The following is a 14,128-nucleotide window of genomic DNA, read 5'->3' on the forward strand; positions in this document are numbered from 1 at the left end:
TGAAGAAAGAGAAATGCAACGTCGGTGATGTTGCATTTCAGACCACCAAAAGCGTTTCATTATAGGGAAATTCTTTAGGCTGCGGCTGCCATGGGGGAGCCGGGACGCGCACAGTGCAGGGCTCAAATTCACAAAACCTCCCCCCAAAGATCATGCGATCATCCCCCGCTATTGATAAAAATGATCCCCAAAAGGCAAGCGCACCGCTTCACACTTACTCCTTCAGGAAAACAAGATGACGACCTTAAACGAAAGACTGGCATGGCGTTACGCGACCAAAAAATTCGATGCAACGAAAACCGTGTCAGCTGAAAAACTCGAACGTATCGTAGAAGCCGTGCGTCTCGCACCGACGTCGAGCGGGCTCCAGCCGTTCGAACTCTTTGTAGTAACCAATCCTGACGTCCGCGCAAAAATCAGAACAGTGTCCTGGGATCAGGCGCAGGTGACCGACTGTTCACACCTGCTGGTCTTTGCTGCATGGGACGACATCACCGCTGACCGCGTCAATATGATGTTTGATCTGACCAACGACGTGCGTGGTTTTAAAAACGAAGGCTGGGAAAACTATCGTCAGATGCTGTTGGGTATCGTCGCCGATCGCGGAACCGAAGCAAATTATCAGGCCGCTGCCCGTCAGGCGTATATCGGCCTTGGCGCCGCGCTGATTGCAGCAGCGTTCGAAGAAGTGGATGCCACACCCATGGAAGGTTTTGATCCGGCGGCGGTGGATGAAATCCTCGATTTGAAATCGAAGAACTTACGCAGCGTGGTGATGCTCCCGCTGGGTTATCGCGCCACCGAAGGTGACTGGCTGGTAAACCTGAAGAAAGTACGTCGCAGCCGCGAAAACTTTGTGACTGAAATTAAATAAACCGGATTTCAGGCAGGAATAAAAAATCCACGTGAGAGCGTGGATTTTTTATTTAAGTCGATCTGAAAAAATAACAAATACGATTAATACATTATGAAGGGGTTCAGCTGTCTGATTGCTCACCGTTTCATCCTGTTATTTGGCATGACTTTCAAAAACATTACAGCTGAACCGCCCTTTGCCATCAAAGATTTTATTGATTACTTAGCCATTATTAAGCAACAGGAAATGTGGCCAGCTAATTTGCCACGGGTGCAGGCCGACGCGCCTGCGCCAGACCCCCCTCCAGCTCCGCCTTCGTCATCTGCACGCAATAACTCGGCATTGCGCGCTGGAAGCGCCAGCCTTCTGACAGTGCGCCTGCATCCACCGCGTCAAAACCAAACGCATCGTAAAGACTGATGATGATCTGTTTGGTTGCCTTATCGTCACCGGCCAACGGCAATGCACGGCGTTCGGGGTCTCCGGCGGGCAGGCCGTCGGTTTCGAGATCGGTCATCTGAATAGCATTGAAGGCTTTGGTGATTTTCGACTGCGGCAGAAAACCGGCCAGATATTCGCTGGTGGTCGTCGTCTGCTGATCGAGTTCCGCCACCTGCCCGTCGCGTTCAGGATAATAATTGACGGCGTCGATGACTGCTTTTCCGGCAAGTTCCGCAACAGGCAGTTGCCCGATGGCGGTCAGAGGGACGGCGATAATCACAATTTCGCCAAAGATGGCAGCCTCCGTGGCGGTGCCGGTCTCACAGCCAATCATTGGCTTCAGGCTGAACAGCGTCTGCGGCCCGCGGGAATTACTCAACATGACCTGATGTCCGGCCTTGATCGCCTGTTTCGCCACCGCTCGTCCTACAAATCCAGCACCGATGATGCCTATTTTCATGATTCTCACCTTTCAATTGTCTGTCAGAAGGTTAAGAATAATTCGACACCCTGCGTTGATAAATACTCGCCATCAGCACAGACAAACAACAAAAAGGAGCGAATCGTGGATCGTCTCACCAGCATGAACGTTTTCGTCAGAGCCGCCGAACTGGGATCCTTCGCGGCGGCGGCAGAGGCGTTACGCATATCCCCGCAGATGGTCGCGAAACATATCGCCCGGCTGGAATCGCGGCTGGGCACAGCGCTGCTGAACCGCACGACCCGCCGCCAGCATCTGACGGACATCGGCAGCAGCTACTATGAACGCTGTAAAATCGTGCTTGCCGAGGCTGAGGCGGCTGATGCCATCGCGCTGGAGATGAAAGCCACGCCATCAGGCATTATTCGCGTCAATGCGCCGGTGACCTTTGGTGCATCCATGCTGGCGCCGTTCATTACACAATATTTGGATAACTATCCCGGCACGCAGGTGGAGCTGACGCTGAGCGATCGCATGGTCGATCCTGTCGAGGAAGGCTATGAAGTGATCCTTCGCATCGGTGAACTGCACGACGGCCCGCTGATTGCATATCCGCTTCGGCCATACCGGCTGATTGCCTGCGCCTCGCCGGAGTATCTTGCGCAGAATGGCACGCCGGTTACACCCGCCTGTCTGGCGCAGCATTCCTGTCTGGTTTATGGGATCTGGTCACCACAGTCGCCCTGCCGCTGGCTGTTCACTAAAGAGGGAAAAACGCAGGAAGTGCGCCCTGAAGGCCGTTTTCGGGCGAATGACTGGCGGGCGCTGTTGCACGCAGCCATCAGAGGTTATGGCGTGACGCAGGGGCCGGAAGACGTATTGCGGGAAGAAATCAACGCCGGGCGTTTGGTGCAAATACTGCCCGATTACACGTGTCCTTCGCGACCGATGCACGTGCTCACGGCGGCGGGTTTACGGCAGACAGTGAAAATTCGCAGCTTTATCAAAGCCGTGACTGAGACTTTTGGCTAACCTCAGGAGACGCAGACTGTGCCCGGTGCCTTGGATTCACGCGCCATCATTAAGGGGCTGGAAATGAAGACTGCGGTGAAGGCGTGGGAACTGAAGGGCTGACCTGCTGTATGAGCAAACTCCTCTGGCATCGTGCAAAGAAATGCCAGAGGAGGCAGGTCTTCTAATTGTTCTGCGGACCCTCACCGGCATTCACAAACGCCGGTGGCTGGAAAGCGGTGACGTCGGGAAGTGGCGCATCCCAGCGTTCAATGTCTATCCAGCAACTTTGCGCGCTGCACCCCTGACCCAGCCGCGAGCTGCCGCGATCTTCAGTCAGTACGTTCGGGTTACCGTGTTTATCCAGAGAATCCGGCAGTGCCGGATCCTGCGGGTCATACCATGCACCCGTCGACATCTGCACCACCCCCGGACGCAGGTCTTCACTCAGATGCACACCTGCAAGAATCGCCCCGCGATCGTTAAACACCCTCACGATGCTGCCTTCGGAGATCCCGCGCGGCGCGGCGTCCTGCGGATGCAGCCACAGCGGTTCGCGGCCTTGTATCTTTGTGCGACGGCTGACCGTACCCTGATCGTACTGACTGTGCAGCCGCGTACGGGGCTGGCTGGAAAGCAGATGCAACGGCCAGCGCGAGCTGATCTCCTGCTGTACCTTGGCCTCAGGTTCGTACCAGAAAGGATGTCCCGGACATTCTTCATAATCAAAGTCGGCCACGGTCTGCGAAAACAGCTCAATTTTGCCGGACGGCGTGGTCAGAGGCGAACCCACCGGGTCATCACGGAACGCTTTAAGGAAGATTTGCGGCGCATCCGGTCGCGCATATTCCAGCTTGCCCTGCTGCCAGAAATCATCAAAATCAGGCAGTTCGATGCCGTCGGCCTGCGCCCGCGGAGTAGAAATCTCATAGATATGGCGCAGCCAGGCCATCGGATCGCGCCCTTCACTGAACGTCTCGCCAAAACCCAGCTTCTGCGCCAGCCCGCAGAAAATCGCAAAGTCGCTCTGCGCCTCATCCACCGGCGTAATATGCTGACGCATCGCAATCATAAAACCGTCATTGCTGGAACTGCCAATGTCATCGCGCTCAAGTGACGTTGTCACCGGCAGCACGATGTCGGCGAATTTAGCCTGCGCGGTCCAGTATTGTTCGTGAACTACCACGGTGTCGGGTTTACGCCATGCCTGCGTCAGCCGGTTTAAATCCTGATGATGGTGAAACGCATTGCCGCCCGCCCAGTAGACCAGCCGGATATCGGGATAATGACAGTGACTGCCGTCGAACTGATAAGGCGCGCCCGGATTAAGCAACATGTCAGCCAGCCGCGCGACGGGGATCGGTTGTTTCACCGCATTTTGCCCCATCGGCAAACGCGGGCCGGAGAAGGTACGGCGGTCCGATCCCGCCAGATTGGTCGAGGCGTAGGCGAACCCCAGCCCGCCACCGGCAGTGCCGATTTGCCCCAGCAAAGCCGCCAGCGCCACCGTCGCCCAGAACGTCTGTTCACCCTGCCTTGCGCGCTGCAATGACCAGGCAATGTTGATCATGGTGCGTTTTTGCGACATCTCACGGGCAAGCCCCCGGATCTCCTCCGCGCCTACGCCGGTCAGCGGTTCGGCCCACTCAGGCGTTTTTGGCCTGCCGTCGTTCTGCCCGGTCAGATAATCACGGAACGTTTCAAACCCTTCGGTGTGGCTGGCCACGAAATCTGCGTCATAGCGCGACTCGTCAATCAGCACATAGCTCAACGCCAGCAACAACGCGGTATCGCTGCCCGGCTTGAGGGATAACCATTCGGCGGATTGTACTCCCGAAAGATCGTTCTTCACCGGGCTGACGTTGATGAAGCGAGTGCCGGTCTGCTCCATTTTTTGCAGCCAGTACTTCAGGGAATGATCGTTCGCGCCGCCGCCGTTGACCTGCGCATTGCGCAGCGGCAGCCCGCCAAAGGCAACAAACAGCTCGCACTTCTCCGCCAGTACTGACCAGTGGGTGTGTTGCTTTTGCAGAACATCGAGGTCGCCGATAATGTGCGGTAGTAACCGCTCAGCGGCGGCCAGACTGTAAGTGTTGGTGCTGCCGCTGTAGCCGCCGAACTGATTAAAGAAACGGTGCAGCTGGCTCTGCGCGTGGTGAAAACGTCCGGCACTCGACCAGCCGTAGGAACCGGCATAAAACGCGGCGTTGCCGTGGGTGTCTTTCACCCGCTTCAGCTCCCCGGCGACCAGCGACAAGGCGGTGTCCCAGCTCACTTCTACAAAAGGCTCTTTGCCGCGACCTTCGCGCGACGCGCTGCCGTGCTGTAAATATCCCAACCGCACAGCGGGACGGCGAACGCGGCTGCTGCCATCCACGGCACCGACCAGTGACTGGCCGATTTCAGACGGATTGCGATCCCATTCCACTGGCGCCACGGCGGTTAACGCGCCGTCTTCGGTGGTGACGCGGTACGTTCCCCAATGCATAACGGCTAAATCGTGATTTTTTTTCATTTTTGACAGATTTTCATTATTGGCAGGTTTTGATTTATGAGCAGGTCAATATAAGACAAAAAATCACCCTAGCACAGCCGGATCCCCTGCCGCTATGCCATCGGTGTTATTTCTATTTTTATCATACAGTTATCAATTATACGCATGAGGCAACATGGCGCCTGTTGAATATCCAAAACCGCTTGGATGCGGATCTCAGCGTTAACAAAATGTCCTTGTGTAAACATATTTTCCGCGAGGGTTTTGCGAAGGTTGCAGGTGATACCGGACACAGTAATGCATTCAGAAATGCACTGCATAATATAATTCCGTTCACCAAATCAGTGCGAACTAATAAAATTCTCACCACTTCGGTGCGTTATTTAAAATAGCCGACTCTGATTGTTTCTTTTTTGAACGCAATCGATTACCTGTGCGCAACGCAATGAAAAAAGCAGATGAGTTTTGTGAGGTTGCTGTTATAGTTCGCGCTTAAAACACCACTCACATCATTTGGATCCTCCATGACGTCAAATATATTGCATTTTTTACTTAGCCTTATAATGATATTCGGCATTGGCTGGTTGATTAGCTACAACAAACGCGGCGTTAAACTGCGCTACGTCGTGCAAATTTTGGTGATCGAAATCGTACTGGCCTGGGTTCTGCTTTACAGCCAGGCAGGCGTCTACCTGATCTCCGGCCTCTCCGGCGTGTTCACCAATCTGATGAGCTACGCACGCGTCGGTACCGACTTCGTGTTTGGTGGTCTGGTAAATGATAACCAGTTCAGTTTCTTCTTATTCGTATTATGTCCAATCATCTTTATTTCTGCGCTGATTGGTATTCTCCAGCACCTGCGTATTTTGCCATTAATGATTAAAGGGATCGGTTATCTCTTATCTAAAATTAACGGAATGCCGCGACTGGAATCCTTTAATGCCGTGAGTTCTTTATTGGTCGGGCAATCTGAAAACTTTATCGCGATTAAAGATATTGTTCCGCACTTGAATGAACGCCGCATGTATACATTATCCGCAACCGCAATCTCCACCGTTTCCATGTCAATTGTGGGTTCTTACATGACCCTGCTGGAACCGCGTTATGTGATGCTCTCGCTTATTCTGAATATGCTTTCTACCTTTGCCGTATTGCAGGTGGTAAACCCGTATTCCGACGAAGCGGATAATGAAATGCCTAAGCTCAATGTACCGAAACACAGCTTCGTAGAAATGCTGGGTGAGTACATCATGGCCGGTTTCAAAATGGCGATGATCGTGGCGGCGATGCTGGTCGGCTTCAACGCCCTGCTGGCGATGATCAATGCCATCTTCATGGGCGGTTTTGGTAAAAGCTTCCAGGACATCATCGGCTACCTGTTCTACCCGATCGCCTGGTTAACCGGCATCGTGAGCCATGATTCCCTGACCGCAGGCAGCATCATGGGCACCAAAATCGTCGCCAACGAATTCGTGGCGATGTTGCAGATGAAAGACCTGATCGCACACCTCGAGCCGCGCACCGTGGCAATCCTGTCCGTCTTCCTGGTGTCTTTTGCCAACATTTCTACCGTCGGGATTATTGCCGGTGCGGTAAAAAGTATCGAAGAAGTTCAGGGCAACATGGTCGCCCGTGCTGCGTTCCGCCTGCTGGTCGGCGCAACGCTGGTCAGCCTGCTTTCCGCTTCGATCGTCGGTCTGGTTTACCGTTAATCCTCAGCCGTTAGCGCTCTGAATGACTGAAAACGTCCGCCCACTGTGGCGGACGTTTTTGTTTGTGCGGCAGCAAAAAAAAATCCACGCCGGCGCGTGGATTTTTATTTCAATCTAAAGTCTTAAGACCTCAGCGTTTAGCCAGTGCTGCCGCGTTACGTCCTGCCAGAATACCAAAGATGATGATATCGGCCACGGCGTTACCGCCGATGCGGTTAGCACCGTGGATGCCGCCCGCCACTTCACCTGCCGCCCATGCACCGGTGATCGGCTGTTTCTGCGCATCCAGCACGGCGGTGTCGGTATTAATCACCACGCCACCCATGGTGTGGTGCACGCCCGGCGCGATACGGATGGCGAAGAATGGCCCCTTATTGAGCGGGTGACGCAGCGCCGTCGTACGACCGAAATCTTCGTCTTTCTTCTCCACCACAAACAGGTTATAGCGCTCCAGCGTCTCGGTCAGCGCGACCGGGTTCATGTTCAGCTTCACCGCCAGCTCTTCCGGCGTCGGGGCGCTGAGCACAAATCCTTTGGCGATATACTCATCCGCCGCTTTGTTGTTGGCACGAACCTGCTCATCGAAAATCACCCACGCGCTTTTCTCCGGTAGCGCAATGATCTCTGCGGAGACTTTGTCGCGGGTCTCCATCTCGTTGTAGAAACGCTTGCCCGCCTGACTCACCAGAATTGCCCCGCCGCCGCGAATGGACTCTGAAATCAGATAGGAGGTCGTCTGCTCAACGGTCGGGTGGATTTGGATCTCGCCCATATCGACGGTATCCGCGCCGATTTTTTGCAGCATGGCGATACCGCTGCCGGTCGCGCCCTTGTGGTTGGTCGTGACAAAACCGTCCAGCTCAGGGCGATATTTCACCACCATCTCGCGATTAGCACTGAAACCGCCGGTAGCGACGATGACACTTTTAGCATTCAGAATGCGGCTGTCGTTGTACTCATCGACCACTTTGACGCCGGTCACTGCGCCATTCTCATACAAAATCTCAGCGACGGAAGTTTCGAGCAGCACTTCGATATCGCGTTTGTTGACGTTTTTCACCAGGCCGCTGATCAGGAAGCCGCCCACTGCAGACCGGTCTTCCGGGCGATGCGTGCGGTCGATGCTCATGCCGCCAGTGATGGTGATGTCGTTCAGCTCAATCTCTTTCGCCGCCAGCCATTCAATGGCCTCAGGGGCCAGTTCAACAAACTCGCGCAGCAGTTCCGGGTTGTTTTTGAACTTGCCGCCTTTCAATGTTTCTTCGTAGAACAGCTCTTTACTGTCTTCGATACCTTTGATTTTCTGGAAACGGGTTTCGGCCGCGTTCATCCCTACCGAGGCTTTAATGGTATTACCGCCAATGGTCGGCATTTTCTCGATGATGACGACGTGAGCGCCTTCGTCATGCGCCTGAATTGCCGCTGCCAGCCCTGCGCCGCCGCTGCCGACGATCACCACATCGTAATTTTGCGGTGCCTGCGGATTACCGCCTTCTTCGATGACGTGCTCTTTGCTCGAGGTGGTCAGCGCGCGTGACACCGCTTTCTTCAGCGCCTCACTCTGCGTGGTCGCGCCGGTGATGGCATCAACGTGCGGGCTGTTGGCGACCAGAATGCGCGAACGCAGCTGTTCGAAGGTGGTGGTGAAATCGACGTCGAGCGTGTCATCCTTCACCAGAGAAATATCAGTGATACGGTCGGTATCGAGCGTCACGCTGATTTTCAGTTTCAGCGCTTCGGCTTCGACTTTCTCCTGATACACCCCGGCTTTGTATTTACGGCCAGTGGTGCTGGTGTCGCGGATCATGGCGTCAACCAGTGAGAAGCGCCACAGCGGCTCCGGAATATTCAGTTCTTCGCGTTTGTTGCTGTCGATGAACAGTTCCAGATGGTCGTTATTAATGATGCGATCGGCCCAGTCCGGATAGGCGATGCACGCTTTACCCACAGCCACCAGATCAAAGCCGTACTCCAGCGCTTTCTCGGCATCGGCTTTATTGACCACGCCACCCACGCCGATCACCGGTACTTTCGCCAGGGTTTCAGAACGCATCGCGCGGAATTTAGTGATAAGCGGCGTCGGGTCAGTCGTATCGACAATAGAAGGACGCAGCAGCTGCCCGACCGAGAAATGCACGTAGTCCAGCCCGCGTGCGGCGAGTTTTTCCAGCAAGTACATGGTGTCATCAAAGCGAATGCCGGGAACTTCCAGCTCTTCCGGCGAGAAACGGTAACCGATAATGAAATGGTCGTCGGCAAAGCGATCCGCCATTTTGTGGGTGATCTCGAGAACTTCCATCGGGAAAGTTGTGCGCTTCTCGCGGTCGCCGCCCCATTTGTCGGTGCGCTGGTTAGAGTTTGGCGAGTAGAACTGCTGAATAAGGTAAGTGTTTGCGCCGTGAATTTCCACGCCATCAAATCCGGCTTTAATCGCACGGTTCACTGCGTCACCAAATTTGGTGATCATCACTTCGACTTCTTCGCCGCTCAGCTCTTTCGGCGTGGTCGCGCCTTCACGCGGTGCCGCCAGCGCACTTGGCGCCACCGGCGTTCTGCCGCCAATCAGTTCCGGCTCGACCATGCGGCCGCCGTGATAGATCTGCAAAACCGCTTTCGAGCCTTTGGATTTAATGGCATCGGCGATTTTTTTCAGGCCAGGGATTTTGTTGTCACTGTCGATAGCAATCGCACCGGGAAAGGCCGGGCCCATGCGGTCAATGAAGCAACACTCAACGATGATTGTGCCGATGCTGCCAGCGCGGTCGCGGTAATATTCCACCAGTTCACTGGTCACCGTGCCGTCATAAAAGCCGGTACAGGTGGTCATCGGTGCCATCAGCAGGCGGTTTTTCAGCACCGCGCCGTTGGGCAAGGTAAGTGGATTAAGAACCGGGGTGAGCTTATTCATTGTGATCGACTCCAAAATGTAAACGCTTTGATTTTTTTCGTGGGCGAATGACTTACCGCTAAATTAAGTTATCCGGTGCAGGTGATAAATTTAAATTGCTTTCTTTAATAGAAGAGACAGTGTCTTTATAAACATCTGATGGACAGGAGTTGTTTAATTACTCAGCATTGACGCAAATATCCCTCCAATTGTTAACCATGAGTTGACAAAAATCAACTTTTGATTAACATGGGAATTCCTCCGAACAAAATCAGCAGGTTATGCCCTCAATTTGGCTTTTGCAGAAATTTACTCTACATTTCATAAAGCAGGAATTTTGGTCAAAAATATAACCACACACAAAGTAGTGTTAATGCCTTAAATGGGAATGAGACCGGGGAAGGATAATATCCGCCGTGGTATACCTCCTTATCTTTTAGTAATACGTCAGCCTATTCACGAGAGAAATTAATCTATTTCAGATGTCATCGTGAAATATCTACCGCAGCAGTTTAAAACAAAAAGTTCCAGATAACGTCAACATAAAGATCCGGGCGTAAGGCTCACTTTTAATAACGGGCAGAAAAAACTATGAAACCCACATCCGCTTTGAATGATCCCGCGAAGGCCGCTCCTGCCTCTGCGGGGCTAAAGAAACGTTTGATCATGCTGTTCCTTCCGGTGCTGGTGGCGGTGATTTTGCTGCTGACACCGGTGCCGTCGGGGTTAAATCCTTATGCGTGGCACTTCTTTGCCATCTTCGTCGGGGTGATTGTCGGTCTGATTTTCGAGCCGTTACCGGGTGCGGTGATCGGCCTGACCGGCGTGGTGGTCATCGCCCTGTTCAGCCAATGGCTGCTGTTCAGCCCAGCTGAAGTCGCCGACCCGAAATTTAAAATGGCCGGTGAGGCGTTTAAATGGGCGGTCAGCGGATTTGGTAACTCAACGGTGTGGCTGATTTTCGGCGCATTTATGTTTGCCGCCGGATATGACAAAACACAGTTTGGCCGCCGTCTGGCACTGATTCTGGTGAAATACCTTGGCCGTCGCAGTCTGACGCTCGGCTACGCCATCACTTTCGCCGATCTGCTGCTCGCGCCCTTCACGCCTTCCAACACGGCACGAAGCGGCGGGACTATCTATCCGATTATCGCTAACCTGCCGCCGCTGTATGGCTCCAAGCCTAACGACCCCAGCGCACGTAAAATCGGTTCCTATCTGATGTGGGTGGCGATCACCGCAGCCTGTATCACCAGCTCGATGTTCCTCTCGGCGCTGGCACCGAACCTGCTTGCACTGGCGCTGGTTAAAAGCATCACCGGTTTTGAAATCTCGTGGGGCATGTGGTTCCTCGCCTTCCTGCCGCTTGGCGTCCTGCTGATCCTCACCATGCCGTTGCTGGCTTATTGGTTCTATCCGCCGGAAGTGAAGATTAACGATGAAGTGCCGCGCTGGGCCAAAAGTGAGCTGGAAAAACTGGGCAAGCTGTCGCGCAACGAAATCCTGCTGCTGATCTTCGTTTGTTCAGCGCTGCTTATGTGGATTTTTGCCGCCGCCTGGATTGAACCGGCGCTGGCCGCGTTGCTGGTGGTGGTTCTGATGCTGTGGACCGGCGTGCTGAACTGGAACGACATTATCAGCAACAAACCGGCCTGGAACACCTTCGCATGGTTTGCGACGCTGGTTGCACTGGCAGACGGTCTGGCACGCGTTGGCTTTATCGCCTGGCTGGGTAAAGAAGGTGGGCAGTTGCTCGATGGTTTCGACCCGCAAGTCGCGGCAGTGATGTTGCTGATTGCCTTCTTCCTGCTGCACTACCTGTTCGCCAGTACCACCGCGCACACCACCGCCCTGTTACCGGCGATGCTGACTATCGCAGCGGCCATCCCGGGCATCAACATGCCGGTTTACTGCCTGATGATGGTGACTTCGCTGGGCGTAATGGGGATCATCACCCCGTACGGTACCGGCCCGAGCCCGATTTACTACGGCAGTGGTTACCTCCCGACCAAAGACTACTGGCGTCTGGGCACCATCTTCGGTGCCATCTTCCTCGGCGGCATGATGCTTATCGCCTACCCGTGGATGGTCATGATGTTCTGATCGGCAACACAACCTGTCAGAAACGAAAATCCACGCAAAAGCGTGGATTTTTTTATGCAGCGCTTACGCCAACATCCCCCGCAGGCCATCTCTGTGTCGGATATAGCGCCATGCGGATATTAAACAGATAGAATAATGGCGCGAACAATTGGATATCGGCGCGGCAGAGTTTTTCCAGTTCGATAAGCGACCGGTTTAACTCGTTTAATAATGTTTGCGGCGGGCCGACATAAATATTCTTCAGCCGTGACTTCAGGTAGGTATTAATTTCATACATCAGACCGTCGGCCTCGAAGGTGTGGCTGCGTAAAATATCCTGATGGCGGGCATAGAAATCGTAGCAATTCACACCAAGCCAGATCTCAGTAATTAAGTTGCCACCCAGCGCGACGTTGGGAATAGGATCGATTTTGTTTCGCGGCAGAATAATATTCACTTTATCCAGCATGCTGGCGACGTATTGCTGGCGCGACAGCAGCGAGGACGCATTGATTTTAATCTCGTTGGTGAATTGCAGCAGTTCTTTGATGCCCTTACGCAGCGCGCGTTTGGCAGTCCACGACGGACGTTTATTGCGAATTAACGCGGTGGTCAGCAGCGCAATCACAATGCCGACAAGCGTCGAAATCGACGCATTCACGATAACCAGCAGGTCAGGTTTAAAATCATGGCTCATGCCGATAAAACCGGGGATCTGCGTGGCAATAATCAGCCCGATAAAGTTGGTGGAAGGTCTGGCAATCACCAGCCCCAATGCCAGCAAACCGGGCGCGAGGCAGATGACCAGCGCTTCAAATGTTTCCGCCATCGGGATAAACACCGCGGCGTAGATAAAGCTGATAACGATGGCAATCAGCACGCCTTTTAAGAAGACGTGGATCGAAGCAATCGGGCTGTCGAGAGAGGCGAAGAACGAACAGATGACCGCCGCCATCATCGGTGCGGATGCGCCGTCGCGCCAGCCGGTACCAATCCAGAAGATGCAGCCGACCATGGTCGCGACAAAGGCGCTGAAGGCGGAAAGCAGGATCATCCCTTCATCTTTATGACGCCTGAACAGCTTAAGCTTGCCAGCTTTTTTGTCATTACCCACCTGACTGACTCTTTCACTCACCCCGAAATAAGATTCCGCGATCTGAATGAAATTCTGTAAACGTTCCAGCAGGCCGATGAGCAACAACCCTTCTTCGGCACTCATCTCACCGCGGTTATACAGCGTTTTGATGCGCTCCTGCGAGACGCGGATTTCCTCCTGAATTGCCTGCGCATTGCCGCTCTGCTCCGGGCTGTTGAGCCACAGCAGAAACTGACTGAAGGTCTCTGACACAAAATCCGGGAACGCGATGCCCTGTTCGGCCAGCAGGCTGAGGCGTTTTTCGATGGCGGTCAGCGTCGGGATCAGATACGACAGATGCTGATACTGCGCCGACACCAGACGGATCAGTCTGCGCGCCGAATCCCCTTCAAACACGCAGTGGGTGATCAATGCTTCGACATTGACCGGATAATTCGCCATCTGCACCAGAATGTGTTCGCGCTCCGGGGACGGTTCTTTCGCTTCGACGGTCAGCAACTCGTTGCAGAGTTTTTTTGCGCTGCCGTACCAGTTGCTGACGCTGTTCTCCAGCAGATTGCGCATCTTGACCGGGAACACCAGCATGTGGATCAGCGTACTGCACAAAATGGCGACGGTGATTTCTTCCACGCGGGAAATCACCGTATAGGTGATCGACAGCGGCGTATCGACATCCGCAAACCCCATGATTGCTGCGCTGTATCCAGCCAGCATAAACACATAGCCTTTCGGCGTGCGGTCGTGCAAGGAAAGATACAGGCAGAACGCCACCCAAAGCGACACGCTGAGGCTGAACAATATGGGGTCAGTGACGGTAAACGGATAGACCAGAAAGATAAACAGCCCACCCAGCACGGTGCCGAGAAAGCGGTATGTCGCTTTGGAAAGCGTAGACGCGGAATAGAGCTGTGAGATGACATACACCGAGACCATCGACCACGCCGGTTTATCGAGATTGAGCTCCAGCGCGATATATAAAGCTAAAAATGCCGCAATACAGGTTTTAACAGAGAACAAGACAGCATTTTTGGTTAACCATTTCATCGTGAAATCAACAGCTCAGCGGGTGTTAAAACCCTATTTTAGTCTGTGCCGGACAGACTGCATTGTGCCAGAGTGTAACAAAGC

The 14,128-nt window shown here is 53.8% G+C and carries 8 protein-coding genes; 4 read left to right on the forward strand and 4 right to left on the reverse strand.

The window, feature by feature from the left end; translation table 11 throughout:
- Window positions 1-235: 235 nt before the first annotated feature.
- Window positions 236-874 carry a nitroreductase family protein gene (locus I2123_RS13220; protein WP_112167692.1) on the forward strand — a complete coding sequence of 213 codons (639 nt, stop codon included), beginning with the start codon at window positions 236-238 and terminating at the stop codon, window positions 872-874.
- A gap of 238 nt (window positions 875-1,112) precedes the next feature.
- Here I2123_RS13220 and I2123_RS13225 read toward each other — a convergent pair whose 3' ends face one another.
- Window positions 1,113-1,757, reverse strand: a complete 645-nt coding sequence (locus I2123_RS13225) for an NADPH-dependent F420 reductase (protein WP_213050673.1) — start codon at window positions 1,755-1,757, stop codon at window positions 1,113-1,115.
- 105 nt (window positions 1,758-1,862) lie between these two features.
- Here I2123_RS13225 and I2123_RS13230 point away from each other — a divergent pair, with 105 nt between their 5' ends.
- Window positions 1,863-2,750, forward strand: a complete 888-nt coding sequence (locus I2123_RS13230; protein WP_112167690.1) for a LysR family transcriptional regulator — start codon at window positions 1,863-1,865, stop codon at window positions 2,748-2,750.
- Between the two features lie 163 nt (window positions 2,751-2,913).
- Here I2123_RS13230 and I2123_RS13235 read toward each other — a convergent pair whose 3' ends face one another.
- Window positions 2,914-5,244, reverse strand: a complete 2,331-nt coding sequence (locus tag I2123_RS13235) for a molybdopterin-dependent oxidoreductase (RefSeq protein ID WP_213050674.1) — start codon at window positions 5,242-5,244, stop codon at window positions 2,914-2,916.
- 542 nt (window positions 5,245-5,786) lie between these two features.
- Between I2123_RS13235 and I2123_RS13240 the strand changes: the two genes are divergently transcribed.
- Window positions 5,787-6,935: a NupC/NupG family nucleoside CNT transporter gene (locus I2123_RS13240; protein WP_274611809.1), complete on the forward strand. Its 1,149-nt coding sequence runs from the start codon at window positions 5,787-5,789 to the stop codon at window positions 6,933-6,935.
- Window positions 6,936-7,065: 130 nt separating this feature from the next.
- On the opposite strand, the gene I2123_RS13245 is transcribed toward I2123_RS13240, so the two are convergent.
- The gene (locus tag I2123_RS13245) at window positions 7,066-9,843 is read right to left on the reverse strand and encodes a flavocytochrome c (protein WP_112167686.1); all 2,778 of its coding nucleotides are present in this window, start codon (window positions 9,841-9,843) and stop codon (window positions 7,066-7,068) included.
- Between the two features lie 570 nt (window positions 9,844-10,413).
- On the opposite strand from I2123_RS13245, the gene I2123_RS13250 reads away from it, so the two are divergent.
- Entirely contained in the window at window positions 10,414-11,925 is a 1,512-nt protein-coding gene (locus tag I2123_RS13250) for an anion permease (RefSeq protein WP_112167685.1), read from the forward strand.
- Between the two features lie 52 nt (window positions 11,926-11,977).
- Here the strand turns inward: I2123_RS13250 and I2123_RS13255 are convergent, their stop codons facing one another.
- Window positions 11,978-14,044, reverse strand: coding sequence for an FUSC family protein (locus tag I2123_RS13255; RefSeq protein WP_213050676.1), 2,067 nt, complete (start codon window positions 14,042-14,044; stop codon window positions 11,978-11,980).
- Between the last annotated feature and the right edge of the window lie 84 nt (window positions 14,045-14,128).

The sequence above is a fragment of the Rahnella inusitata genome, assembly GCF_018288855.1.
GTDB lineage: Bacteria > Pseudomonadota > Gammaproteobacteria > Enterobacterales > Enterobacteriaceae > Rahnella > Rahnella inusitata.

Excerpts from the sequence above, each read along its gene's own strand:
- I2123_RS13220 (WP_112167692.1), top strand. The coding sequence starts at position 236 with ATGACGACCTTAAACGAAAGACTGGCATGGCGTTACGCGACCAAAAAA.
- I2123_RS13225 (WP_213050673.1), bottom strand. The coding sequence starts at position 1,757 with ATGAAAATAGGCATCATCGGTGCTGGATTTGTAGGACGAGCGGTGGCG.
- I2123_RS13235 (WP_213050674.1), bottom strand. The coding sequence starts at position 5,244 with ATGAAAAAAAATCACGATTTAGCCGTTATGCATTGGGGAACGTACCGC.
- I2123_RS13240 (WP_274611809.1), top strand. The coding sequence starts at position 5,787 with ATGATATTCGGCATTGGCTGGTTGATTAGCTACAACAAACGCGGCGTT.
- I2123_RS13245 (WP_112167686.1), bottom strand. The coding sequence starts at position 9,843 with ATGAATAAGCTCACCCCGGTTCTTAATCCACTTACCTTGCCCAACGGC.
- I2123_RS13250 (WP_112167685.1), top strand. The coding sequence starts at position 10,414 with ATGAAACCCACATCCGCTTTGAATGATCCCGCGAAGGCCGCTCCTGCC.
- I2123_RS13255 (WP_213050676.1), bottom strand. The coding sequence starts at position 14,044 with ATGAAATGGTTAACCAAAAATGCTGTCTTGTTCTCTGTTAAAACCTGT.